Genomic DNA, 24,958 nt, shown 5'->3' with positions numbered 1-24,958 from the left:
AAGATCAACCCACAACCTATTGAATAGTAACGCGAGCGAACTTGCGTTTGCCCGCCTGCACAACCACCGCACTGCCTGCGGCGACTTGCAATCCCTTGTCGCCGATCTTCTCGCCATCCAACTTGACTCCACCTTGCTCTACCAAGCGATTCGCCTCAGAGGTACTCGGTGTCAGCCCCGCCTGCTTGAGCAGATGGGCGATGCCGATACTGCCATTGGTGGATTGCACCGAGACTTCTGGCATCTCATCGGGAATCTCACCGCGACTACGCGCCTCGAATGCAGCCAGTGCATCGATTGCTGCCTGACGGCTATGGAAGCGCTCGACGATTTCCTGAGCAAGCAACACTTTGATGTCACGAGGATTTCGTCCGACCTCGATTTCATCTTTCCAACCACGGATCTCGGTCATCGGACGGAACGACAGCAATTCAAGATAGCGCCACATCAGCTCGTCCGACACCGACATCAGCTTACCGAACATGTCGTTCGGCGCTTCAGTCACGCCGACGTAATTCCCCAGCGACTTGGACATCTTATTCACGCCATCCAGACCTTCCAACAGCGGCATGGTCAATACACACTGAGCGGGCTGCCCATGATGCTTTTGCAGTTCGCGCCCCATCAGCAGATTGAACTTCTGATCGGTCCCCCCCAGTTCGATGTCAGACTTGAGTGCGACGGAGTCGTAACCTTGCACCAACGGATACATAAATTCGTGGATAGCGATAGGCTGCCCCCCCTTGTAGCGCTTGGAAAAATCATCGCGCTCCAGCATCCGCGCCACCGTGTGCGTCGCGGCCAAACGAATCAGATCAACCGCGCTGAATTGATCCATCCAAGTAGAGTTAAATACGATTTCAGTTTTTGCAGGATCAAGCACTTTGAATACCTGCTCGCGGTAACTCTGCGCGTTAGCCAATACCTGTTCGCGCGACAACGGCGGGCGGGTTGTATTCTTGCCGGTGGGATCACCAATCATGCCGGTAAAGTCGCCAATCAAAAAAAGAGCGTGGTGCCCCAAGTCCTGCAACTGGCGCATCTTGTTCAGCAAGACGGTGTGTCCAAGGTGCAGATCGGGAGCCGTTGGATCAAAGCCGGCCTTGATACGCAGCGGGCGCCCTTGCGCCAACTTCTGTTTAAGTTCTTCTTCCAGCAGCAATTCATCGCAGCCGCGCTTGATCAGTTCGAGTGTTTCTTGTTGCATAGTGTTCGATTCGTCGTTATGTTCAACCTAGCCACCCAAGAAAGGGTGGCGATTCTCCCGATTCCATAGCAAAATCAAGCCAGAAGCGGCAGATTACAGTTTGACCGCCGAGGTTTTTCTGGTAGAGTCGCGCCTTGGATCACCAAGGCATCTCGACTATTCGGTCAAGCATGGTGAAACGGGGAGCGCGAATGGTAACTCAAAACATCCTGACTCAAGAACGCAAATCTAAGATTCGCTGGTTTGTAGCCGTCTCCACTCTACCCCTGCTGGGCGTAGTTACCGCCTTCGGTGTAATGCCGCAAAGCCTGACTCAGTTTACCCCCGCTGCAACCATTTCCCAAGAAATCACCCTGCCTGCGGCCGAAGCTGCGGCACCTGCTGCCACCTTTTGGCGCAACGAGAAAATGTCCCGCACGGACACCGTAGATGCACTGCTGACAAAACTAAACGTTTCCGATGGGGCCGCTAGCGCATTCCTGCGCAAGAGCGCCCAAGCAGCCGACTTCCGCAAGTTCGCTCCAGGCAAACAGATCCAAGCCGAGACTACAGCTGACGGCGACCTAATCGCCTTACGCTTCACCGGCAATGCCGGCGCTCAAGTGGCGATTAAACGCGAGGGCGACGGATTCAAGGTTTCCACGCAAGCCGCACAGGTGGAGCAGCGCACCTTCCTGCGCACCGGCGTGATCAAGTCCAGCCTTTTCGCAGCAACAGATGAAGCCGATCTGCCCGATGCGGTCGCCAGTCAGTTATCTGATATTTTTGGCGGCGACATCGACTTTCACCACGATCTGGCTAAAGGCGACAAGTTCTCCGTCATTTATGACATGACATTCAGCAATGGCCAACCAGTGCGCACAGGTCGCATTCTCGCCGCTGAATTCATCAATCAAGGCACATCCTACCGTGCTGTTTATTTCAAGAGCGACGAAACTCACGGAGACTATTACACGCCGGACGGCAAGAGCGTACATAAGGCTTTCCTGCGTTCACCACTGGAATTCTCTCGCATCAGTTCAGGCTTTAGTTCAGCCCGCCTACACCCAGTGCTGAACAAGGTTCGTGCTCACAAGGGTGTGGATTACGCCGCTCCAACCGGCACCAAAGTTAAGAGCACAGCGGATGGAGTCGTGTCTGTAGCCGGTAAGCAAAATGGTTACGGCAACGTGATCGAGGTGGATCACCAGGGTCGCTACCGCACGGTATATGGCCACTTGTCTCGCTTTGCAGCCGGAATACACAAAGGCCAACATATCCGCCAAGGCGATGTCATCGGCTATGTAGGCATGACCGGATTGGCTACAGCCCCTCACTTGCACTATGAGTTCAAGGTCGATGGCGTACAGCGCGATCCGCTGCGCGTTGCTCTGCCAGATGCGAAACCAATCAGCGCCAGCCAAAAGACTGCTTTCGAAAATTCAAATCGGAGCTTGTATTCTCGCCTTGGCCTGATGCGTGATGTCAGCCTAGCCAAACTAGACTAACCCTTGCTCAGTGACTGGTTCGGAGCTTTATGTCGGCATCATGTCCGGCACCAGCTTAGATGGCATAGATTGTGCGTTAGTTGATCTCTCGCAAGTTACGCCTCGGCTAATTACCAGCTACTACCAACCCTACCAGCAGCCGCTGAAAGACGCGTTGCTGGTTTTGCATAGCTCATCCGAGAATGAGTTACACCAAGCTCAACTTATTGGTCAGCAGTTAGCGCACGATTACGCTACAGCAACTCATGCTCTGCTCGATAAAGTTGGCATTGAGTCTCAAAAAATACGCGCCATCGGTTGCCACGGCCAAACCATCCGCCATCGCCCCGAGCACCACTACACCATACAGCTCAACAACCCGGCGCTATTAGCTGAGCTTACCGGCATCGACGTTATTGCAGATTTCCGATCTCGCGACATAGCAGCAGGCGGGCAAGGCGCCCCCCTAGTTCCCGCTTTTCATGATCGCATACTGCGCCACGCAAAGACTCATCGCATCATTCTAAATATCGGTGGCATCAGCAATTTGACTGATCTTTCGCCAGGGCAAGCAACAATAGGTTTCGACTGCGGCCCCGGCAATTTGCTAATGGATGCGTGGATCGCCCGCCATCACGGTGTAGCCTATGATCGTAATGGGGACTGGGCAGCCAGCGGGAAAATTCTGCCAAAGTTGTTAGACACACTATTGGCAGAGTCTTTCTTTGCCGCCCCCCCACCCAAAAGTAGCGGACGTGACTTATTCAACATGGCTTGGCTCGAAGCCCACCTACAAGGAACCGAGTCACCCGCTGACGTTCAAGCTACCTTGCTCGGACTTACTGGACAAAGCATTGCTGATGCAATATCAAAGTATTGCACAGCACCTGAGGAAATTTGGCTGTGCGGTGGTGGAGCTCACAATGCAACACTCGTGGCTTATCTGAAAACCGCCCTACCCGCCTGCTATATAGCGCCAACAGATAGGCTGGGCATCGATGCAGACTGGATGGAAGCAATCGCCTTTGCCTGGCTGGCTCGCCAAACTTGCCACCGCGAACCCAGCAACCTGCCCATCGTCACGGGTGCGGCACACCCGTGCATCCTCGGCGCCATCTATCCAGCCTAACGTGGCAAAAGAAAACCCGCTTTAGCAGCGGGTTTTCTTTTGAAGTGACCACAAGCAATCAACGTTCAAGCGGCAATTCCATTTCTGTGTTATCTCCACGCCGCACCGACACTTTCTCTGTGGCCATTTTGTAACCCTCCAACTTGACGCTAACAGCATGTACGCCTGGATCGACCTCTACGCGCAAGGGTGACAAACCAAAATAGACTCCATCCACATAAACCTTAGCTCGCGCAGGATTAGTGTTGACCACCAATAAACCTGTAGTTGCTGTTGCTCGGGGAGCATAAGCAGATGGCGGTGCAGTTACCTTAGCAGGCATGACCACACCTTGATAAGCGGGAGCTACCGGTGATGCCGCCTGAACTGCAGGTGCTGTCGGAGCCACATACACAGTCACCCCAGGGACAGGTCGTGTGCCGGGTGTCAAATTGAACAACTCTGGACGAGATGCCATCAAGCTAGCACTAATTGCATCCGTTCCTTTGCCTGCAACCAACCACAAGCTGTTTCTCAGGTACTCAGCAACATCTGCACGGTTATTTCCGGAGACTCCGGCAAAGCGATCATTCTTCTCCATCACTAGACCGGACCACACCACCTTGCCAGATGCCACATCCTTGACAGTAAGCTCGATACCGATCAAGACCTCATCTCGAATTTTTACATTCAGAGTCAGTTCTTTGACTACGCCCGATAGCTCGAAGGTCGCATTGGCGGCACGATCCTCAAAGACTGTAAATCCAGCATCATCAAGCCGATTTCGCATCGTGCCAGCAACAAGAGCAGTAACGTCTTGAGAGATGACGATGTCATCGATGGTCAATCCTGCGACATTGCCCCCACCGACCCCGATCTTTCTTGTATTTGCCCCAACCTTGCGATCATCGGTGAACTGTCCCAGACGAATGGTCGCTGAAAATTTAGTCAATGGAGCATTAGGGTTAGGACGATGTTTGGTCGAAACCTCAATCACATCACCGCGACTAAACATGCCACTCATACCGCCCATGGATGGCAACTCCATACTGGAACAAGCCGTCAGTGAAACCAAGCAACACAGTACAGCGACCTTATTGATACGTATCATAATGTTACCTAAGAACAAATCAGGATGGCGCCACACATAGCCGCCAAACAAGCAGGAACCACGGGAATCAAAATTAAGCGGATGCGATCGCTTTTTCGATCTCAGCGAAAGTGCGAGCGACTTCGAAGTATCCTTGCAAGCTTAGGCCCAGTTGGCGAGCGATCTGGGTTGCAGAGAACAGCCCGCAGACGACTTGGTGTCCACTGACATCTTCATCCACCACGATAGCATGCTGACGACCCGCTGCTTTCAGTGTGGCGATGATGTGCCCCACTTTGGAAGACAACACATCTGCCAACTTGATAACTTCAAGTTCGTTTTCGGGAGTCATCACATCGGTGACCAGAATGTCAGAATGCGTACCGCCGACTTCTTGCAGGAAGCGCATCGGCTTCTCCCCAAGCACATCTTGAGCAGTGATCAGCCCAGCGACTTTCTCATGTTCATCCAACACCAGCAAGGTACGCACGCCGTAACGGATCATCTTGGCATTAGCGCGATCCATCTGGGTCTTGGCACGCACCGTAATCACGCCAACGCTGCGAAGATTGGTCATCACGTCGGATGCCTTGCTTTCTAGCGTGACTCGTTCCGGCAAGGTTTGCGTCGGGCGGGCAAAGCCGGAGCCACTCTTCAAACGGGATGCAGCAAGTGGGGCATATTCTCTGTTCATGATTTTCCTTGGTTATTCAGGGTTAGCAACTGCTTGAAACTCGTTTGGATGATTCAGCTCGCCCAGCGACTCGCACCGCCGGTAAATAGCGCACTAACTCATTCAGCGCCATGCAATAGACCTCGCGCTTGAATTCAATCACGCTGTCCATCTCGATCCAGTAATCATTCCAGCGCCAGGCATCGAACTCGGGATGATCGGAAGCACGCAGACTGACATCACAGTCCCGCCCCACCAACCGCAGCAAAAACCAAATCTGTTTCTGCCCCTTGTAGCTACCGCGCCACTCGCGTTTGACCCAATGCTGCGGCACTTCGTAACGCATCCAGTCGCGTGTGCGTCCGAGAATCTTGATATGGTTAGGATGCAGACCCACTTCTTCGTGCAGTTCGCGGTACATCGCTTGCTCCGGCGTCTCGCCGTGCTGGATGCCACCCTGCGGAAACTGCCACGAATCTTGGCGTACCCGCTTCCCCCAAAATACCTGATTCTTAGCGTTCGTCAGTATGATGCCGACATTTGGGCGATAACCGTCACGGTCTATCATGCTCGCCCCACTGTTTATTATTTAAGTGGGCGAATTGTTCCACATTTCGGTCACTCTGAAAAGGCAAAAGCCCGTCCTTTCACGGTAAAATGCGCCTCCGTTATCCAATCCAAACGAAACCGCCATGCGTCTTTCCCAGTTTTTCATCTCCACACTCAAAGAAGCTCCCAACGAAGCCGAGCTGCCCAGCCACAAACTCATGCTGCGAGCTGGCTACATCAAGCGCCTCTCCAGCGGGCTTTACACTTGGATGCCACTCGGTCTGCGCGTCCTCCGCAAGGTGGAAGCTGTGGTGCGGGAAGAGATGAACAAGAGCGGCGGCATCGAGCTGCTGATGCCCGCCGTGCAACCTGCCGAACTGTGGGAAGAGACTGGCCGCTGGGCAGTGTTCGGCCCACAGATGCTGAAAATCAAGGATAGACATGACAATCTGTTCTGCTTTGGCCCGACGCACGAAGAGGTCATCACCGACATCGCCCGCCGCGAAGTGAAGAGCTATCGTCAGTTGCCACTGAACTTCTACCAGATTCAGACAAAGTTCCGTGACGAAGTCCGCCCGCGTTTCGGCGTGATGCGCGCCCGCGAGTTCATGATGAAGGATAGCTATTCCTTCCACGCAAACTACGAGAGTCTGGAACAGACCTATCGCGTGATGTACGCCACTTACTCGCGCATCTTCACCCGCCTCGGCCTGCAATTCCGCGCCGTAGCAGCGGACACCGGCGCGATCGGCGGCGATGGCTCGCATGAGTTCCACGTATTGGCCGATTCCGGCGAAGACGGCTTGGCGTTCTGCCCGACTTCCGATTACGCCGCCAACGTCGAACTGGCAGAAGCCATCGCACCGCAAGAACCACGCGCCGCCGCCACACAAGAATTGCAGAAGGTCATCACCCCCGGACAAAAGACCATCGAAGAGGTTGCTAGCTTCTTCAGCGTTTCCGCGCAACAAGTGCTTAAAGCCATCGCCGTGATGGATGCCGAGAACCAGTTCGCCCTGCTGCTGTTGCGCGGCGACCATCAGTTGAACGAGATCAAGGCCAGCAAGGTGTTGGGTGGCGAATTCCGCTTTGCTAGTGATGAAGATATCCACCGTCACGTCGGATGTCGCTCCGGCTACATCGGCCCAATCAAAGCTACCGTGCGCGTGCTGGCTGACCGCTCTGCTGCCGCCATGAGCGACTTCATCTGCGGTGCAAACGAGGATGGTTTCCACTATGCTGGAGCCAATTTCGGCCGTGACGTACATCTGGATGAAGCCAACGTCCACGACCTGCGCAATGTCGTCGCTGGCGACGCCAGCCCGGACGGCATGGGCCATCTGGAGCTGTGTCGCGGCATTGAAGTCGGCCACATCTTCCAGTTGCGCACCAAGTACTCCGAAGCACTCAGTGCCACTTTCCTCGACGAGAACGGCAAATCGCAAGTGATGGAAATGGGCTGTTACGGCATTGGCGTGTCACGCATCGTGGGCGCGGCCATCGAGCAGAACTTCGACGAGCGCGGCATCACCCTGCCCGCTGGCATGGCTCCGTTCCAGCTTGCCATCTGCCCCATCGGCTACAAGAAGAACGAAGGCGTGCGTGCTGCTGCCGACCAGCTTTACGCCGACCTGTCTGCCGCTGGCATTGAAGTGCTGCTGGATGACCGCGACGAGCGCCCCGGCGTGATGTTCGCCGACATGGAACTGATCGGTATCCCGCACCGCATCACCTTGGGCGACCGTGGACTGAAGGAAGGAAAAGTCGAGTATCAAGGGCGTCGGGACAGCGAGAAGCAAGAGATTGTATTGACTGACATCGTTGCTTTCACCCAAGCGAAACTATGCGCCTAAAACGGCTGGGCAGAGGACTGCTAACCATCCTCTGCCTGTCACAGGCTTCCGTTGTGCAAGCTGGGGCGCAAGCGGAAGAGCAGCTTTCCGCCAGCGTGCAGGCGATGATGCAGCGCGCCATCTCTGACCATGCGGCAAGTCAATCCGTGTTTTCCAGCCCGCAAGCGGCCGAGCAATGGCTTAACGCCATGTCACCTCGCCTCGCCAAACGCGTGCCAGACGAGCTCGCCCGCCGCGATTTTCTGAGCACCGTGCATTACGAAGCCAGCCGCGCAGGACTGGATCCGCAATTGGTTCTGGGATTGATCGAAGTGGAAAGCGGCTTTCGCAAATACGCCGTATCCAGCTCAGGTGCGCGCGGCTACATGCAGGTGATGCCGTTCTGGGTAAAGCAGATCGGAACCCCCGAACACAATCTATTTCACCTGCGTACCAATCTCCGCTATGGCTGCACCATCTTGCGTCACTATCTGGACAAGGAGAACGGCGACCTGTTTCGCGCGTTGGGGCGCTACAACGGAAGCCTAGGAGCTGCCGAGTACCCCAACATGGTCAAAGGCGCTTGGCAGCATTGGACGATCAGATAAAGCGTGAATCGGTAGTGGTTCGACTTCGTTCACTCCGACCAACTACCGTTCAAACACAACCCGTCGGTTTTGGCATGCCACCGTACTTGGTGATGGGTTTCATCGGCCCGGTCATCCACAAGTCGAATACATCTTTTTGGTCTTCATCAAGGTACTTGGCGAATTTTCGAATAGGGGGCACCGCCGCAAACTCTTCAAAGAATTCGCGCGCCTTCATGATCTGCTCCCACTTTTTGTCGTTCAACTCGTAGCCATCGGCCTCGGCCATAGCGCGACCGATCTCTGGAGTCCAGTCGCTCATATCGACGAGATAGCCATCACCATCACGATTGGGAATATTCATAATACGTTTCCTGATAAGTTATCGATGTCGCGATTCAACCTTACCAGAGCAATATAGTCAACTACCCTGAAGGGTGAGACAATATGAGCCATTGTAATTAAGCCACACCAAGAACCGGAGACCGTCATGACCAGTACACCTCTGCCCCAAGCCGTCCTCAATCAACTCTTTCTTGAGGCGCACACCCATAACGCTTGGCAGGACAAACCTGTACCTGATGCGCTGTTGCACCAGCTATACGACACTTTTCGCATGGGGCCGACTGCGGCCAACTCCTGTCCAGCTCGCATCGTTTTCGTCAAATCGCCGCAAGCCAAGGCCAAGCTCGCTCCTGCCCTAGCCGAAGGTAACCGCGCCAAGACGCTGGCTGCTCCAGTCACTGCTATCATCGCTTACGACCTGCACTTCTACGAGAAGCTGGATAAGCTATTCCCCAATGCACCCGGCTCACGCAGCTGGTTCGACTACGACGAGCAAGTCGCTTTTACCAACGCCTTCCGTGGTGGCACATTGCAAGGCGCGTACCTGATGATTGCCGCACGGGCGTTGGGATTGGATTGTGGTCCGATGGGAGGCTTCAACAATGATCTAGTGGATGAACTATTTTTCACCGGAACCAACGTGAAATCGAATTTCCTGTGCAACCTTGGCTATGGCGACAGCGCTGGAGTCTATCCCCGCAATCCTAGACTGGAGTTCGACGAGGTATGCAAGATCGCCTAATCGGCTAGGGCGAATGGACTCTGCCCTTCGCCCTAGCTCCGTATGTCCCGCGTTTAGTTGGCCTTCCCGGATTTGGAACGGATGTAACTTTCGACATCCTCCCGACTGAGGATGCCGGGTTGATAGCTGATCTGCTTACCTTGGGGATCGTATAGATAGCTGGTAGGCAAAACCTCGACTTCGCCGATTTGTTTAGCCTGCTTGTAATCACCGACCACGATAGGATAGTTTACGGCGTGCTTGCTGACGAACTCTTTGACCGACTCGCGGGTTGAGTCGAGTGACACGCCGATCACCACTAAGTCCTTATCCTTGTGAGTGCGATGCAGCTCCATCAAATCAGGGACTTCACGCAGGCATGGCGGACACCAGGTTGCCCAGAAATTGACCAGCACCCAGCGCCCACGATAGTCAGAAAGCTTGACCGGCTTGCCGTGGATGTCGGTGAAACTAAAGTCCCCCGCCCAAGCACTACCGGCTAGTAACAGTGCAGCACAAAATAAAGCCAGCTTCCTCAATGTCCATCGCCTTGATCATCACCGTGGGCAACCTTGGGGTGATCGCCCGCATGAGACAGATAAAGTGCCGCTGCCACTAGGGCAATCGCCCCGCCCATATAGAGCAGATCTATCGGTGACTCCAGCTTCATGTTCAGAGCTTCTTCAAACAAAGTAACGATCATGATCATCAGGATCACCTTCGCCAGACGAGACTTGAGATCGTCCAAGCTATGAATCACCAGAATCTTGCTTGAAGACTTGTTGCCTTCGGCGTGATCGATGTCGCTGATGAACAACTCATACAAACCCAGCGCGAAGATCAACATCACTGTTCCCAACAGGAAACCATCCACGACTTCAACGATGTGCGATACGGTCGAATCATGCAAGACCTTGCGAGCCTCGGCGGTAAGTTCGCTGGAACCATAGTGCAAAATGTGTTGCAACAAGATGGAAACGTCCACCGAGACCATGTAGAAAATAGCCAAGCTGGCCAACAAACTACCGATCACAGCGACCAGAATCACAAATCGGCTGTTCCACAGCGCGCCTTCAAACAGGGTTTCAATCAATTTCATGGTTACTCCAAATAGATAATGCGGGCGCATTAAATCGTAAAGCGCCCGCTTAGGCAAGCATTAGACCGTGCGCCGCACCTTGTGCCAACTGGCGTACAGCGCGGGAACGAACAGCACGGTCATCAGCGTAGCGACTAGCAAGCCGCCCATGATGGCATAAGCCATCGGCCCCCATAGCACGCTGCGGGTGAGCGGGATCATCGCTAGGATCGCTGCCGCCGAAGTCAGCATGATGGGGCGGAATCGACGCACAGTGGCATCGCACACCGCATCCCAGGGTGTCATGCCCTCCAGTTTGTTCTGCCGGATCTGGTCGATCAGAATCACCGTGTTGCGCATGATCATGCCACCCAGTGCGATCGTGCCCAACATGGCGACGAAGCCGAACGGCTTGTGGAACACCAGCAACGCCAGCGCTACGCCGATGATGCCCAGCGGCGCGGTGATCAGGACCATCACCGTGCGCGATAGCGATTTGAGCTGGATCATCAACACGCCGAGGATCACCGCCAGCATCAGCGGCATGCCGGCATTGATAGAATCCTGCGCGCCGGAATTCTCGCCCATTTCCCCGCCCGCCTCGATGCGATAACCCGGCGGCAGCTTAGCGCGCAGCGTATCCATCTTCTGGTTCAGATCGATCGCCACATCAGTGGCCTGTACGCCTTCGATGATGTCAGAGCGCACGCTGAGCGAGATGTCGCGGTTCTTGCGCCAGATGATCGGCTCTTCCAGCACGTAGGCGATGTGTGCCACCTGCGCCAACGGCACGGTGCCGCCATACGCACTCGGCACCTGCAAAGCACTCACCTGCTCCAGCTGTTCGCGCTCTTTGGCGGGAGCGCGTAGCACGATGTCGATCAGCTGGTCGGCTTCGCGGAACTGGCCGATCGGCAAGCCATCGACGGCGTTGCGCAAGGTGCGCGCCACATCCTGCGAGGTCACACCTGCCACTCGCGCCTTATCTTGATCCACATCCACTCGCAGCATCGGCGTCTGCACACCCCAGTCTGGATGCACGTCGCGCAAGCGCACATCAGTGCGCATCAACTCTGCCATCTGATCGCCAAGCTTCTTCAGTGTAGGCAAATCATCACCCAGCACACGGAATTCGACCGGATACGTCACGGGCGGTCCGAGTGGAACTCGCTGCACGCGGCCACGCACGCCGGGGAAGTCATCATCAAACGACTTTTTCAGCTTAGCCAACACGCGCTCGCGTGCCGGCATATCGCGCGTCAATACGACGAGCTGTGCGAAGTTAGGGCGGTACATCTGTTGGTCGAGCGACAGGAAGAAACGCGGCGAGCCATAGCCAGCATACGTCACGTAACTGACGATATCCTTGTCCGCCGAGAGCAATGCCTCAACCTTGGCCGCTTCACGTTCGGTAGCGCGAATGCTGGCACCTTCCGGTAGCCATACTTGCACCAGCAACTCCACTCGATTGGAAGATGGGAAGAACTGTTTCTCGGTGAATTTCATGCCGACCGCACCCAGCACGAACAATCCCAGCGTCGCTAATATCACCCGCTTGCGATTATCCAGACACCACTCGATCACGCCACGCAAACGTCGGTAGAACGGGGTATCGAAGACTTCATGGCCGTGTCCGGCGTGAGACTTGAGCAACCAGTAACCCGCCAGCGGCGTGACAAAGATCGCAGCCACCCAAGATACGATCAGGGCGATAGTCACCACCGCGAACATCGCAAACGTGTATTCGCCGGTGGATGACTGTGCGGTACCGATGGGCAAAAAGCCCGCCGCCGTCACCAAGGTGCCGGACAACATGGGAAACACGGTCGCCGAATAGGCAAATGTCGCCGCCTTAGTCTTGTCGTAACCTTCCTGCAACTTGCGCACCATCATCTCAACCACGATCATGGCGTCGTCCACCAATAAACCCAGTGCGATGATGAGAGCGCCGGTGGAGATACGGTGCAGGTCGATATGGAAGATGCGCATCAACAAGAAGGTCGCCGCCACCACCAACGGGATAGTCACAGCCACGACCAGCCCAGCACGCAGGCCGAGACTGACGAAGCTGACAACCAACACGATGGCGACCGCTTCGAGGAAGGAGCTCATGAACTCGCCCACCGCGCCTTTCACCACCGCAGGCTGATCGGAAACGCGGGCGAACTCAACACCTATCGGCAATCGAGCATGGAACGCATCCATCTCGCGATTCAAATCTTGGCCTAAGCGCAGCACGTCGCCGCGCGGTTTCATCGAGATCGCCAGACCGATGGCCGGCTTGCCCGCATAATGCATGGTGATCTCGGGTGGATCTTGGTAGCCACGCGTGATCTCGGCGATATCAGCCAAACGCAAGGTACGGCCTTTCACGCGCAAGGGCATGGCGCGCAGCTCATCTAGGCTTTGGAACTCGCCGCGCACCCGCAACGGCACCGAGAAATCCCCCGCTTGCAGCCGCCCGGCATCCTGCACGATATTCTGCTGCTGCAAGGCTTGGGCTATCGCCAAGGGCGGGATACCCAGCGTCGCCAACTTCTGATTGGATAGATTGATGCTGATCTGCTCCGGCTGCACGCCGATCAAAGAAACCTTGGCCACATCGGGCAGATTGACCAAATGTGCTTGCACATGCTCGACATAGCCTCGCAACTCAGCCAGCGAAAAACCATCGCCGGTGAACGCGTAGATGGAGCCGAACACGTCACCGTATTCGTCATCAAAACTCGGCCCCTGAACTTCCGGTGGCAAGGTGTGCTTGATATCCCCGACTTTTTTTCTAACCTGATACCACAGGTCGGACACTTGATCTCGGGGCGCGTTGTCTTGCAACTTAAGGATGATGATGGATTCGCCGCTGCGTGAGTAGCTGAAGGCTTCAAGGTAATACGGGACTTCCTGCAACTTCTTGACAATGCGCTGCGTCACCTGCTCGTCCACCTGTTGCGTGGTCGCGCCCGGCCACATCGTACGCACGACCATGCCACGGAATGTGAAATCAGGATCTTCGCGCTGCCCAAGTTGAAAATAGGATAACAGCCCAGCGATGCCGATCAGCGCGATGAAAAACCAAGAGAGTTCACGCTGACCGAGCGCCAGTGCAGTCAGATTGCCGCGCTTGCTCATGGCATCAACCGCACAGTTTGGCCTTCACGCAGCAGATTCGCCCCAGCGACCACCACCACATCACCGGCTGACAAGCCACTGGCGATGCGCACCTCATTGCCGTCGAGGCCGGAGATGGTTACCGCCGCCGCATGTACGGTCTGCGCCTTATCGACTTTCCAGACGTGCGGCTTGCTGTCGTAGCTCAGCACCGCTGCCAGTGGCAAACGCATGATCATCCCAGAATCTGACTGCACACTCACACTGGCACTCATACCCAAGCGCAGCGCAGCGTCACTCTCTTGCAAACTGATGCGTGCGCTATAGGTACGCGTGGCGGGGTCAGCGGCTGCAGCCAGTTCACGCAATTTTCCTTGGTAGAGCTTGCCGGGCAAAGCGCTAAAACTGACGCTGAACTTCGCGGCCTTGCTGAACGTCGGCATGGCGCCTTCCGGCAAGAAAATCTGAATCTCACGCTCAGTACCTTGTGCTTGCTTGAACACCGGCTGTCCGATGGCGACCACCTGCCCCGGATTACAGTCGGCAGCCGTCAATACACCCTCGTGATCCGCCGTCAGCGCGGTATAACTCAACTGCCGCGACTGCACTTCGTGACCGGATTGCAGCGCTTTCAAACGTGCATGAGCCGCATCGGCGGCGAGTTTTTTTTGATCAAATTGTGCTGATGAAATAAAGCCTTGTTCGCGTAACTTGCGGTAACGCTCTAGGTCTGCTTCGGCGAACGTCAGGTTGCTGCGCGCTTCGCTCTCGCTGGCCGCACCTGATTGAGCACCAAGCTGATAATCGGCCGCCTCCAGCCGTGCCAACACCTGTCCGTGTTTGACGGTATCGCCCAGATTGGCTAGACACGCTGATACTTTTCCACCGACGCGAAAGGCCAGCGGACTCTCGTGAACAGCATGAACTTCTCCGGGCAGCGCCATACCCGAGTCGTCCGCATGTACGCCGATCACCAGCGTCTTGACAGGTCGGATCGGCTCCGGCTGATCGGCGTGCTTCCCACACGCAGCCAGCAATGGCAACATCAACAGGAATGGCGCACTACGCATGATTCGAGTCCTCATTCAAAGTTCCCTTCCACAGCGCACTCAACGCAGCGTGCAGTTCGGAAGGATAGTCAGGTAACAACATGGCCGAGACTTCGGAGCCGATGCACATCGGCTGCTCACTGCCGATCAACTGCCAAAGTCCCAGAATCAAAGCAAATGAGCGCATCAACAGGCGCACTCCGCTCAATTCGTCAGGCAATCTAAAATGGCGACACAACAACCCACCCGCGAGCCGCAGACGCTCCGCCATGCGCTGCTCGAATTCCAGCGCGATTTCCGGTGTCACTCCCTTGTGCAGTAACCCAGCGATCAGCGTTGCCAAAGGAAGGAAAACGGGCTGCTCAACCAGATGACGTGAAGTCAGCTCCATGATGGTATCAAAACCCATAGGCACATCAGAGCGGGCGCGTGTAACCACGGCATCAAAATACACCGCGATCTGCCGCTCATGCACCGCCAGCAGGAGATCTTCCTTGCTCTTGAAATACAGATAGACCGCCCCCTTGGCGATGCCTGCACGTTTTGCCACCTCAGAAACGCTCGGAATACGTTCAGGATTTTGCAGCCACAATGACACCGCAGCATCCAGCAACTGGGCGCTGCGCAACTCGCGTTCTTCAAGACTGATGGCGGGACGAGCCAAGTTTGACTTTCGGTCAAAAAACGCCGCCATCATATCCTGACCGGCGGTCATATTTCAAGTCGGTATTACACACGAACAATTTGATCAGGATAGTTAGTAAGTCAATCACTCCCCCTTCCTACTGTTGATACAAGCGGTTGACTGCAAGCATATGTAGTCGTCGATAGATTCAACGACAGGACGATCTAAGCCTCGCTTACTCTATGCGACTCGGGTAAAGGCTGGCAAAATGAACGCTCACCTTCCTCGCTGGAGAAGCTAATGAAAGCCCCCATCCGCGTTGCCATCACTGGTGCAGCTGGCCAGATCGGTTACAACCTTCTATTTCGAATCGCCAATGGCGATATGCTCGGACGCGAGCAGCCGGTGATCCTGCAATTACTCGATCTGCCACAGGCGCAGCCTGCCTTGCGTGGGGTAGCGATGGAGCTGGAAGACTGCGCTTTCCCTGCCCTGCAACAAGTCATCACCACGGACGATCCCCGTATCGCCTTCCGCGATGCGGAAGTGGTGTTGATGGTCGGCGCCCGCCCGCGCAGCAAGGGTATGGAACGCAAGGACTTGATCGCAGCCAATGGGGTCATTTTCTCCGAGCAAGGACGCATCCTGAACGAAGTCGCCGCCCGCCACGTCAAGGTGCTGGTAGTCGGCAATCCCGCGAACACCAATGCGCTGATCGCCATGAAGAATGCACCTGACCTTGCTCCGTGCAACTTCACCGCGATGATGCGTTTGGATCACAACCGCGCCATCACCCAAGTCGCGCTGAAGCTATTCCAGCCTATCCAAGACATCAAGAAGATGGTGGTCTGGGGCAACCATTCCGGCACGCAATACCCCGACCTTTCCCACGCCGAGATACGTGGACGAAAGGTGATCGATGTCTTACGTCAGAACGGATGGGAAGGTTGGGTAGAAAACGAATTCATCCCGACAGTACAGAAGCGCGGCGCAGCAGTGATCGAAGCTCGCGGCTTATCAAGTGCTGCCAGCGCAGCCAATTCAGCCGTCGCACACATCCACGACTGGATGCTGCATTCACATCACAACGATTGGGTCACAATGAGCGTACCATCCGATGGCAGCTACGGCATTCCAGAGGGCGTGATCTATGGCTTTCCGGTCACGTGCCGGAACGGCCATTACCAGATCGTACAAGGATTAGAAATCAGCGAGTTAGGACATAAACATCAACTCGACAGCCACCGTGAATTATTAGAAGAGCGAGAGCTAGTGAAACACCTGCTTGGGAATTAGCCACAACTCGCGGTTGATCACTGCGAGTGCACTATCCAAAGAGCCGCCACAAAGAGGGCGACGTATTAAAAAGCAGCATTAGGAGGAGTAGTTCATGAGCAAAATTATCCTTGCCATTTCCTTACTGGCAGCACTGCTTGGATGCGAAAGGTCTCAACCCGAAAAACTCCAGCCGCAAAAGATCACCATTGCCTATACCTACCAGCCGCAAAGTACGCTGGTGCATATCGCGGTAGAAAAAGGCTATTTTGTCGAGGAAGGCCTAATCGTCGAATCGCTGATGCATACCTACGGTAAAGCGGCCTTGCAATCAGTCACTGAGGGCAAAGCGGATTTTGCGACCGTTGCCGAGACCCCCGTCATGTTCAGTGTGCTCAAAGGCGAAAATATCTTCGTGATTGCCAACATCGAAGCCAGCACCACCAACAATGCCATCGTGGCCAGAAAAGATGCGGGCATCTCTAAACCCAGCGATCTAATAGGCAAACAAGTTGCCTACACACCCGGCACCACCTCGGACTTTTTCCTCGACTCCTTCCTGACCGCGAGTGGCCTCACGCGCAATGACATCAAACCCATCAGCTTGAAGCCAGAAGAACTTCAGGATGCATTCGTGGCAAAAAGAATAGACGCGGCTTCCACTTGGAACTATCCGCTGACCCAAATCATCCAGCAACTGGGGAAGAGTGGAGTCATTTTTTATGATCGGGATATCTACACCGAGACGTTCAACATCGCCTGCCAGCAGGACTTCGTCAAACAGAATCCAGAGACAGTAAAACGCTTCCTCCGCGCACTCATCAAGGCTGAAGAATTCGTGGCAAAGAATCCAGCCGAGGCGCAGTCCATCATGTCGGCCCACACCCAAATTGACAAGAGTTTGATCAGCAAGGTCTGGGGCGCGTTCAACTATCGTGTACTACAAGACCACACGCTGCTGCTCACGCTGGAAGACGAGACACGATGGGCGATGAAGAACAGATTGACTGACCAAACCGTGATGCCCAACTACATGGACTACCTTCATCTTGACAGCCTGCGAGAAGTCAAACCTGAAGCAGTCAAAATGGGCCGATGACTTCCCATGCGCATCTCCACCCGCTTACGGATCAGCTCAACAGCCACAACGGTTGGGCTATTGATCATGTCGGCGATACTGGCTTGGACTTTTGACGAATTCAAACGTGCTGAGAACGACAAAGCTGTAGCTAATACGATTCTGGTCAATTTCTTTGAGCGCACCTCATTCAGGGACCAGTATTTTCTTCATAGGGAAGACCGCACACGCATTCAGTGGGATGAAAGCAAGCGAGAGTCCGACCGTCTGCTAGAAAAAGCACGACTTCAATTCCACAATACAGAGGAGCTACAGACGCTGGAACAGCTGCGCGGACATATCGACGAGACTGCGCCACTTTTTCACCGCATCGTTGACAACCACCGTACGCTGCAAACGATCAGCGGAAACAAGCGCCGTGTTTACGAAGAGCTCGACCGCAGACTCTCCAGCCAGCTCCTGCTGAAAGCCGAGTCAGTTCGTGACTCGGCGACAACGTTGTACGAAGCCTGCTCGCGACGGGTCGATCACGAATACCAGCGGCTGCTCATCGTCACCAGCGTATTCGCCCTATCGGTGGCTACTCTGGCTATCTTGGCATCACTTTCTCTCGGCAATATGATCCGCAGACGACTGATACCGCTTCACGACGGGGCAAGAATCATCGCTGGAGGTGATTTGTCACACCGCATCGCATTTGACACCAATGACGAGTTTGCCGATCTTGCGCAATCCATCAACAGGATGACCGACGGGCTGCATGCTTTCACCCAACGGCTTGAAGCAGAAATCAATGAACACGAGCGCACTGAAGAAAAACTCGAAGAGCTAAATCTTGATTTTGTTTCATTTCTGGAAAACACCAGTGATTTCATCTACTTCAAGGACAAGGACAGCCACTTCCGCTTTTGTAGCCAAACACTGGCCAACATCACCGGCCACACCAGTTGGCGTGATATGGTCGGCAAACACGATCTTGAAGTATTCCCCAAAGATACCGCGCAAATCTACTACGAGGAGGAGTTGCCGATTTTCCGCGAAGGCATACCTCTACTGAACAAGGTTGATCCTTATTACGATGCTGCGGGTAATCCGGGGTGGGTCAGCACAAATAAATGGCCGCTATTCGATGCCGAAGGAAACGTGATCGGCCTATTCGGAATCAGCCGTGACATCACCGAATCTAAACAAGCCATAGATGCGCTACGTGAAAGCGAGAGCCGCTTCCGCACGTTGGCAAACAGCGCGCCGGTGTTGATTTGGATGTCTGGGCTAGACAAACTGTGCAACTGGTTCAACAAGGTCTGGCTAGAATTTACCGGGCATAGCATGGAGCAGGAATTGGACAACGGTTGGACCAAAGGAGTACATCCCGAAGATTTGCAGCGCTGCCTAGATACCTATGTAACGGCTTTCGATGCACGGCAGGAATTCGTCATGGAATACCGGCTTCGCCGTCATGACGGCGAGTATCGTTGGTTGACCGACCACGGTACCCCACGCTTTGACGAACAGGGGACTTTCTTGGGCTATATCGGCTCCTGCGTCGATGTCACGGAAAGCCATATCGAGCATGTTCAAACTCAGTTTACCGCCCAGCACGACCCACTCACCCACTTGCCCAATCGTTTACTGCTCGAAGACCGGTTGCAGCAACTTCTTTCCTCAGCCAAACGAGACAAGGAACGAGCCGCGTTGCTGTTCGTCGATCTGGATAGATTCAAACCCATCAATGACAGTCACGGCCACGACATCGGCGATCGACTACTCCAAGAGGTAGCAAAACGCCTGCAAGCCTGTGTCCGGGAGTCAGATACCGTTGCGCGTATCGGCGGTGATGAGTTCGTCATTTTGCTGCCGATGGTTGAGTCTCCCGAAGATGCCAAGCAGGTAGCGGAAAAGATTCGCGCAGCGTTGAATCAGCCATTCAATGTAGCGACGCTCACTCTTCACATCTCTTCCAGCACGGGAGTCGCGCTGTATCCAGAGCATGGAGTCAGTAACGAGCAGCTACTAAAAAATGCCGATACCGCCATGTATTGGGCCAAAGAAAGTGGCCGCAACGAAGTGATGTTCTATCAACCGATTATGGACAAGCAATAATCGAGACATTTCATCCCCGCTCTTTTACTTAGCACTGCTCACGGAGTCCAAAAACGAACAGCCCGCCATGTTGCCATGGCGGGCTGTTCGTTCAATGTGCTGGGCTAATTACTCAGCAGCGGTTGCAGCGGCGGCTTCCACAGCACCACGCGGTACTTGGATGGTTGCTACCGCATCAGATGCGTGGTGGTGACCAGCAGCTTCTACGCCCTTAGGCAGCTTCAGGTCAGACACGTGCACGGACTTGCCGATTTCGAGCTTGGACAGATCGACTTCGACAAACTCTGGCAGGTTAGCTGGCAGACAGGCCACATCCAACTCGTTCAGCACGTGGCTGATGATGCCACCGCCCAGCTTGACGCCAGGAGCCACGTCAGCGTTGATGAAGTGCAGAGGCACCTTCACGTGCATCTTCTTGCCTGCGTCCACGCGCTGGAAGTCGATGTGCAGCACTTGCTGACGGAACGGGTGCATTTGGAAGTCACGCAGCAGCACGGATTCCTTCTTGCCGTCCACGCTCAGCGACAGCACGGAAGCGTGGAAAGCTTCGTTGCGCAGTGCGTAGTACAGATCGTTGTGATCCAGTTCGATCTGGACAGCGTCGCCACCACCGTAAACGATGCCAGGGGTACGACCCGAATTACGCAGACGGCGGCTCGCACCCGTTCCTTGCGCTTGGCGGGATGTTGCAATCACTTCAATGGTCATTTTACTTCTCCAGTTGTAACGAAACGCTCCGCGACCAGAGCGTTTCGGGTTGTGCGGCAATCAACATGATCGCCACGAAAGATCAATCCAAGAACAGCGAACTCACCGATTCTTCGGCGTGGATGCGACGTATCGACTCAGCCAACAGCTCGGCCACACTCAGTTGGCGAATACGTTTGCAAGCCTGCGCCTCTGGGCGCAGAGGAATCGTGTCAGTCACAACCAACTCGTCCAGCGCCGAATTCTCGATGCGGCTAATGGCGGGGCCCGACAATACCGGGTGGGTACAGTAAGCCACCACGCGCGATGCGCCCTTTTCCTTCAGCGCAGCCGCCGCTTCACACAAGGTGTTCGCTGTATCAACCATATCATCCATGATGATGCAGGTACGACCGGCAACATCGCCGATGATGTTCATCACTTTGGCTACGTTAGGTTTTGGACGGCGCTTGTCGATGATCGCCAAATCGGCTTCGAGCCGTTTGGCCAATGCGCGGGCACGAACTACGCCACCGACATCGGGCGAAACCACCATCAGATTCTCGTAGTTGCTGTTGCGCACATCGCCCAGTAGCACTGGGGCAGCGTAGATGTTATCCACGGGCACATCGAAGAAGCCTTGGATCTGATCGGCATGTAGATCCATCGTCAGCACGCGATCGACACCTGCACCGGTCAGCATGTCAGCCACCACCTTAGCCGTGATCGCGACGCGAGCAGAGCGCGGACGTCGGTCTTGGCGGGCGTAGCCGAAATAGGGCAAGGCGGCAGTGATACGGCCAGCGGAAGCGCGCTTGAGCGCATCGACCATGACCATCACTTCCATCAGGCTATCGTTAGTGGGCGCACAAGTGGACTGAAGTACGAACACGTCTTTACCGCGTACGTTCTCCAGTAGCTCGATCATCACCTCGCCGTCGGAAAAACGACCGACATTGGCCTGACCAAGCTCCATGCCAAGATGACGAACGACTGCTTCTGCAAGACGGGGGTTGGCGTTACCAGTGACTACCATCATGTCGCGGGACATGTGTACCTCTCACGGAAATAAAAATGGGCATGAACAGTATTCCTGCCAAGCCCATCGAAACTGGCTGGGGAGGTAGGGATCGAACCTACGAATGCCGGAATCAAAATCCGGTGCCTTACCACTTGGCGACTCCCCAAGAAACTTCTAATCGTTCACCCAATCATGCAATGGGTGACGGGATAATCCTTGCGTGACCACACCACGCATCGCTGACGGCAATTGCTGCAACACCGCCTGCGCTTTCGCCTCACTGGCGAACCCGGCAAACACACACGCACCAGAGCCTGTCATCATCGCCGGAGCGAATCTTTCTAGCCATTCAAGGTGCTGCGCGACCTCGGGAAACATCTTGCACGCAACTGGCTGTAGATCGTTATGCCAAGCTGCTGTTTCAAGGGCGCGCATTGTCAGCGAAATCGAATCGCGTGTCAATTCTGGATGTGAAAAAATTACAGATGTCGGTACATTCACTGGCGGAAACAGCACCACATACCAAGATTCAGGCAAATTCCAAGGCTGTAAACGCTCTCCCACCCCCTCGGCAAAGGCGTTCTGACCGAATATGAATACAGGCACATCTGCGCCCAAGGTCAGCCCAAGTTCCATCAGACGATCTCGCGACAGCCCCAAGCCCCACAAGCGATTCAGTGACAACAGAGTGGTCGCCGCATCTGAGCTACCGCCGCCCAAACCTCCACCCATCGGAATACATTTCTCGACCTCGATGTCCACGCCCAGCGTACAACCAGTCTCACGATGCAACAAACGCGCGGCTCGCACCACCAGATCAGACGCTTCTGGTACCCCCTCCACCTCATTGACGCGGCGCACCACGCCATCTTTACGCGCAGTGAAATGCAGGGTGTCAGCCAGATCAATGAAGCGGAACAAGGTTTGCAACAAGTGATAACCGTCGGCACGACGCCCGATCACATGCAAGAACAGATTCAACTTAGCGGGTGCAGTCGCCGTCAGCTTACTCATGTCATTCATGACTACCCAACTCCCATTCATCCACGACCAATTGCAGGTCAAGGTCGTTATGCCTTAACAGCAGTTTCAGCGGCAAGCTATCCTCGGCATCGCTCTGATAGCGCGGATAACGAATCTCCCAACCATCCTGCCGCAGCCAAACGATCTGCTTATTGGTATTGCTTTCCACATCGAAGGGGGACTGCGGATATGGCCGCGCCATCGCCCACGTGTACATTTCGTCCAGCGGCAGATGCCAGCCGATCACATCATCCATCAAAGTTTCCACATCGCGTGAGCGGTACTGTTTGCCGCTCGCCTCCAGCAAAACACCTGATGCCGTATGTTCGATGTGGGCCAAGGTGATACCGAGCGGCGCAAGTAATAAGATATCGTTGCTACCCGGCTTATGCACCCAGCGCAGACTGACTGTGGAGCGCTCGCCGTGATGATTCACGGCGATCCGCCCATTGAGTACGAAAGACTGCGCAAGGTCATGTTGCGTCAAATTCGCTGCCTTCGGCACTTGTGGTGCATGAACGCAGGCCTGCAACAGCAGGACAAAAACGAGAACCCAAGCGGCGCGCAAGACTAGGCGACCTACAAGTGCTTAACGCGCTTGATCGTAGCTTCAAGCTGAGCGTTACCTGGGTTCGCTTTAAGCGACTCATCCCAGATCTTTTCCGCTTCAGCCTTATCGCCATTCATCCACAGCACTTCGCCAAGATGCCCTGCCACTTCGGGATCAGGCGTAGCTGCATAAGCTCGACGCAAGAAGCTCAGACTTTTATTCAGATCACCCTGACGGAAATAGCCCCAACCGGCACTATCGAGAATCGCGGGATCGTTCGGATCGATTTGTAGCGCTTTTTCCACCAGCGACACCGCCTCGTCGATGCGCTCATTGCGCTCCAGCATGCTGTAACCCAGCGCGTTATACGCATGGGCATGATCCGGCTTGATCTGGATCAGCTTGCGCAACAACTGCTCGGACTCCGCATATTTGCCCAGCTTGTCCGCCACCATCGCAGTTTCGTAGAGTAGATCGGGATGCTTAGGCAGCTTCTCCAAACCTTTATTCAGCACCTGATAGGTGGCTTCATATTGTTGCGCATCACGTAGCAATTGCGCCTCGAATAGCACCACGGTGACTCGTTGCTGGTTATTGATCGGTTGAATCTGATGCAGTTGCTCACGCGCCTCGTCCAGCTTGCCCGACTTATTAAGCAGAAACGCGATGCGCAACTGTGCCGGATACAGACTTTCACCCGCTTTGACCGCACGGTAATCGCCGAGCGCCTCCGCGTCGTGTTGCTGCGCTTCGTTCAACTGACCAAGATAAAAATGCAGGGTATTCTCATCCTTGTTGCCTTTTTCCAGCGCTTGCTTGAGTTGGGCTTCAGCTTTATCCAGCTCACCCAAGCGCATCGAAATATCCGCGACAACAAACGCCAGCTCGGAATTACCCGGCTCGTTATCCAGCACTTTTTGGAACTCGATACGCGACTCCACCCACTTCTTCTGCTCGTACAGCGTGCGTGCGTAATTCAGTCGCACATCACGTGCATCAGGATGGGTCGCCAGAAATTCCTTGAGCTTAGCCGCTGCTTCCGACGGCTGTTCACGTAATAACAAGGCCTCGAAGATCACCGCCGCCTCCCAATCGGGACGCAACTTGCGCGCAACACGGATCTCGTCCAGCGCCAACGCGCGCTCGCTCTTGGCATTGGCGGCCTGCGCGATCAAGTAATGTGCTTCAGGTAATTCTGGATACGGCTGCGTCAAGTCGCGCAGCAAGTCGAGAACCATAGTCTTATCGGGATACGGGGCTAGCATCGGATAGAGCTGCATCAGCGTACGCCCAGCATTGGGCTTATCTTTGACTAGCATGTCAGCAATATGCGGTTGCGCTTCGCTCAAACGGCCACCGCTCACCAGCAAGGTAACGAACATGCGTTGCGCCAGCGGCGAATCCGGCTCCAGCTCCTGCCATAAGCGGAATGCCTCCAGCGCCTTATCCATCTGACCGGTGCCGAAGGTTAATTGCGCTGCACGTTTAGCCAACCGAGGATCACGCGTCTTCTTGGCAAGATCGTAGGATGTCGCCGCCGCCAGATCATTATGGCCGCGCTGGCTGGCTAACTCAGACAACATGAATTCATACAACATGGGAGCCGTCAGATCCTGATTCGGCAACGTCGGCTGCGGCTCCTCCTTCACGATCTTTTCGACCGGCGGCGCAGGCGGCTCGACCTCGCGCTTCGGAGCTTGCGCGCAGGCAGTCAGCAGCAGAGCGGATAAAACAGCGGTGTATTTAAAATCCATGATGTCGAGGTTTTGATGCGAAGCGACATATT

23 protein-coding genes and 1 tRNA gene are annotated in these 24,958 nt (G+C 54.9%); 8 read left to right on the top strand and 16 right to left on the bottom strand.

What is annotated here, in order from left to right; translation table 11 throughout:
* Nucleotides 1-16 precede the first annotated feature (16 nt).
* Nucleotides 17-1,207 (bottom strand): tyrosine--tRNA ligase, encoded by a 1,191-nt coding sequence (tyrS, locus tag OYT1_RS05130; protein WP_062627383.1) that lies wholly within the window; start codon nucleotides 1,205-1,207, stop codon nucleotides 17-19.
* A 191-nt stretch (nucleotides 1,208-1,398) separates the two neighbouring features.
* On the opposite strand from tyrS, the gene OYT1_RS05125 reads away from it, so the two are divergent.
* Together OYT1_RS05125 and OYT1_RS05120 are read left to right on the top strand one after the other, a co-directional pair.
* Nucleotides 1,399-2,694: a M23 family metallopeptidase gene (locus tag OYT1_RS05125; protein WP_062627384.1), complete on the top strand. Its 1,296-nt coding sequence runs from the start codon at nucleotides 1,399-1,401 to the stop codon at nucleotides 2,692-2,694.
* A 40-nt stretch (nucleotides 2,695-2,734) separates the two neighbouring features.
* Nucleotides 2,735-3,802: an anhydro-N-acetylmuramic acid kinase gene (locus tag OYT1_RS05120; RefSeq protein ID WP_062627385.1), complete on the top strand. Its 1,068-nt coding sequence runs from the start codon at nucleotides 2,735-2,737 to the stop codon at nucleotides 3,800-3,802.
* Between the two features lie 58 nt (nucleotides 3,803-3,860).
* Here the strand turns inward: OYT1_RS05120 and OYT1_RS05115 are convergent, their stop codons facing one another.
* The 3 genes from OYT1_RS05115 to OYT1_RS05105 all read right to left on the bottom strand — a co-directional run bounded on the left by OYT1_RS05115 (nucleotide 3,861) and on the right by OYT1_RS05105 (nucleotide 6,112).
* The gene (locus OYT1_RS05115; RefSeq protein WP_084612056.1) at nucleotides 3,861-4,892 is read right to left on the bottom strand and encodes a PEGA domain-containing protein; all 1,032 of its coding nucleotides are present in this window, start codon (nucleotides 4,890-4,892) and stop codon (nucleotides 3,861-3,863) included.
* Nucleotides 4,893-4,965: 73 nt separating this feature from the next.
* A complete protein-coding gene (locus OYT1_RS05110; RefSeq protein WP_062627387.1) occupies nucleotides 4,966-5,565 on the bottom strand; it encodes a CBS domain-containing protein in 600 nt (199 codons plus the stop codon).
* 22 nt (nucleotides 5,566-5,587) lie between these two features.
* Nucleotides 5,588-6,112, bottom strand: a complete 525-nt coding sequence (locus OYT1_RS05105) for an RNA pyrophosphohydrolase (protein WP_062627388.1) — start codon at nucleotides 6,110-6,112, stop codon at nucleotides 5,588-5,590.
* 124 nt (nucleotides 6,113-6,236) lie between these two features.
* Between OYT1_RS05105 and OYT1_RS05100 the strand changes: the two genes are divergently transcribed.
* Together OYT1_RS05100 and OYT1_RS05095 are read left to right on the top strand one after the other, a co-directional pair.
* Nucleotides 6,237-7,946 carry a proline--tRNA ligase gene (locus OYT1_RS05100; RefSeq protein ID WP_062627389.1) on the top strand — a complete coding sequence of 570 codons (1,710 nt, stop codon included), beginning with the start codon at nucleotides 6,237-6,239 and terminating at the stop codon, nucleotides 7,944-7,946.
* On the top strand, nucleotides 7,937-8,533 hold the full coding sequence (locus tag OYT1_RS05095) for a lytic transglycosylase domain-containing protein (protein ID WP_062627390.1): 597 nt from the start codon (nucleotides 7,937-7,939) through the stop codon (nucleotides 8,531-8,533). The genes OYT1_RS05100 and OYT1_RS05095 overlap by 10 nt, the downstream gene beginning before the upstream one ends.
* 49 nt (nucleotides 8,534-8,582) lie before the next feature.
* Here OYT1_RS05095 and OYT1_RS05090 read toward each other — a convergent pair whose 3' ends face one another.
* Entirely contained in the window at nucleotides 8,583-8,876 is a 294-nt protein-coding gene (locus tag OYT1_RS05090) for a TusE/DsrC/DsvC family sulfur relay protein (protein WP_062627391.1), read from the bottom strand.
* A gap of 126 nt (nucleotides 8,877-9,002) precedes the next feature.
* On the opposite strand from OYT1_RS05090, the gene OYT1_RS05085 reads away from it, so the two are divergent.
* Complete coding sequence (locus tag OYT1_RS05085; protein ID WP_062627392.1) at nucleotides 9,003-9,599, top strand: malonic semialdehyde reductase; 597 nt, start codon at nucleotides 9,003-9,005, stop codon at nucleotides 9,597-9,599.
* A 53-nt stretch (nucleotides 9,600-9,652) separates the two neighbouring features.
* On the opposite strand, the gene OYT1_RS05080 is transcribed toward OYT1_RS05085, so the two are convergent.
* From OYT1_RS05080 to OYT1_RS05060, 5 genes are read right to left on the bottom strand one after another with little or no spacing between them, the layout of a single operon-like run.
* Nucleotides 9,653-10,117, bottom strand: coding sequence for a TlpA family protein disulfide reductase (locus OYT1_RS05080; RefSeq protein WP_062627393.1), 465 nt, complete (start codon nucleotides 10,115-10,117; stop codon nucleotides 9,653-9,655).
* On the bottom strand, nucleotides 10,114-10,677 hold the full coding sequence (locus OYT1_RS05075) for a YqhA family protein (protein ID WP_084612057.1): 564 nt from the start codon (nucleotides 10,675-10,677) through the stop codon (nucleotides 10,114-10,116). The genes OYT1_RS05080 and OYT1_RS05075 overlap by 4 nt, the downstream gene beginning before the upstream one ends.
* A gap of 60 nt (nucleotides 10,678-10,737) precedes the next feature.
* The gene (locus tag OYT1_RS05070) at nucleotides 10,738-13,782 is read right to left on the bottom strand and encodes an efflux RND transporter permease subunit (protein WP_062627394.1); all 3,045 of its coding nucleotides are present in this window, start codon (nucleotides 13,780-13,782) and stop codon (nucleotides 10,738-10,740) included.
* Nucleotides 13,779-14,831, bottom strand: coding sequence for an efflux RND transporter periplasmic adaptor subunit (locus OYT1_RS05065; RefSeq protein WP_232013230.1), 1,053 nt, complete (start codon nucleotides 14,829-14,831; stop codon nucleotides 13,779-13,781). Before OYT1_RS05065 ends, OYT1_RS05070 begins: the two co-directional genes overlap by 4 nt.
* Nucleotides 14,824-15,525 carry a TetR/AcrR family transcriptional regulator gene (locus tag OYT1_RS05060; protein WP_062627396.1) on the bottom strand — a complete coding sequence of 234 codons (702 nt, stop codon included), beginning with the start codon at nucleotides 15,523-15,525 and terminating at the stop codon, nucleotides 14,824-14,826. Before OYT1_RS05060 ends, OYT1_RS05065 begins: the two co-directional genes overlap by 8 nt.
* Nucleotides 15,526-15,735: 210 nt before the next feature.
* Between OYT1_RS05060 and OYT1_RS05055 the strand changes: the two genes are divergently transcribed.
* The 3 genes from OYT1_RS05055 (at nucleotide 15,736) to OYT1_RS05045 (ending at nucleotide 19,891) form a co-directional block, all read left to right on the top strand.
* Nucleotides 15,736-16,731, top strand: coding sequence for a malate dehydrogenase (locus OYT1_RS05055; protein ID WP_062627397.1), 996 nt, complete (start codon nucleotides 15,736-15,738; stop codon nucleotides 16,729-16,731).
* Between the two features lie 94 nt (nucleotides 16,732-16,825).
* Entirely contained in the window at nucleotides 16,826-17,809 is a 984-nt protein-coding gene (locus OYT1_RS05050; RefSeq protein WP_062627398.1) for an ABC transporter substrate-binding protein, read from the top strand.
* 66 nt (nucleotides 17,810-17,875) lie between these two features.
* Entirely contained in the window at nucleotides 17,876-19,891 is a 2,016-nt protein-coding gene (locus OYT1_RS05045) for a diguanylate cyclase domain-containing protein (protein ID WP_172588513.1), read from the top strand.
* 108 nt (nucleotides 19,892-19,999) lie between these two features.
* Here OYT1_RS05045 and OYT1_RS05040 read toward each other — a convergent pair whose 3' ends face one another.
* From OYT1_RS05040 to OYT1_RS05015, 6 genes are all read right to left on the bottom strand, one after another.
* A complete protein-coding gene (locus tag OYT1_RS05040) occupies nucleotides 20,000-20,599 on the bottom strand; it encodes a 50S ribosomal protein L25/general stress protein Ctc (protein ID WP_084612058.1) in 600 nt (199 codons plus the stop codon).
* Between the two features lie 82 nt (nucleotides 20,600-20,681).
* Entirely contained in the window at nucleotides 20,682-21,629 is a 948-nt protein-coding gene (locus OYT1_RS05035; protein WP_062627400.1) for a ribose-phosphate pyrophosphokinase, read from the bottom strand.
* Nucleotides 21,630-21,690: 61 nt separating this feature from the next.
* Nucleotides 21,691-21,765, bottom strand: a tRNA-Gln gene (locus tag OYT1_RS05030).
* An 8-nt stretch (nucleotides 21,766-21,773) separates the two neighbouring features.
* Nucleotides 21,774-22,613, bottom strand: coding sequence for a 4-(cytidine 5'-diphospho)-2-C-methyl-D-erythritol kinase (gene ispE / locus OYT1_RS05025; protein WP_088178233.1), 840 nt, complete (start codon nucleotides 22,611-22,613; stop codon nucleotides 21,774-21,776).
* 1 nt (nucleotide 22,614) lies between these two features.
* Nucleotides 22,615-23,109: a lipoprotein insertase outer membrane protein LolB gene (lolB, locus tag OYT1_RS05020; RefSeq protein ID WP_172588512.1), complete on the bottom strand. Its 495-nt coding sequence runs from the start codon at nucleotides 23,107-23,109 to the stop codon at nucleotides 22,615-22,617.
* A gap of 92 nt (nucleotides 23,110-23,201) precedes the next feature.
* Complete coding sequence (locus OYT1_RS05015; protein WP_062627403.1) at nucleotides 23,202-24,926, bottom strand: tetratricopeptide repeat protein; 1,725 nt, start codon at nucleotides 24,924-24,926, stop codon at nucleotides 23,202-23,204.
* Between the last annotated feature and the right edge of the window lie 32 nt (nucleotides 24,927-24,958).

Origin of the sequence: Ferriphaselus amnicola (assembly GCF_000974685.2) — a bacterium.
Classification (GTDB): domain Bacteria; phylum Pseudomonadota; class Gammaproteobacteria; order Burkholderiales; family Gallionellaceae; genus Ferriphaselus; species Ferriphaselus amnicola.
This window is presented reverse-complemented; position numbering and strand designations above follow the sequence as displayed.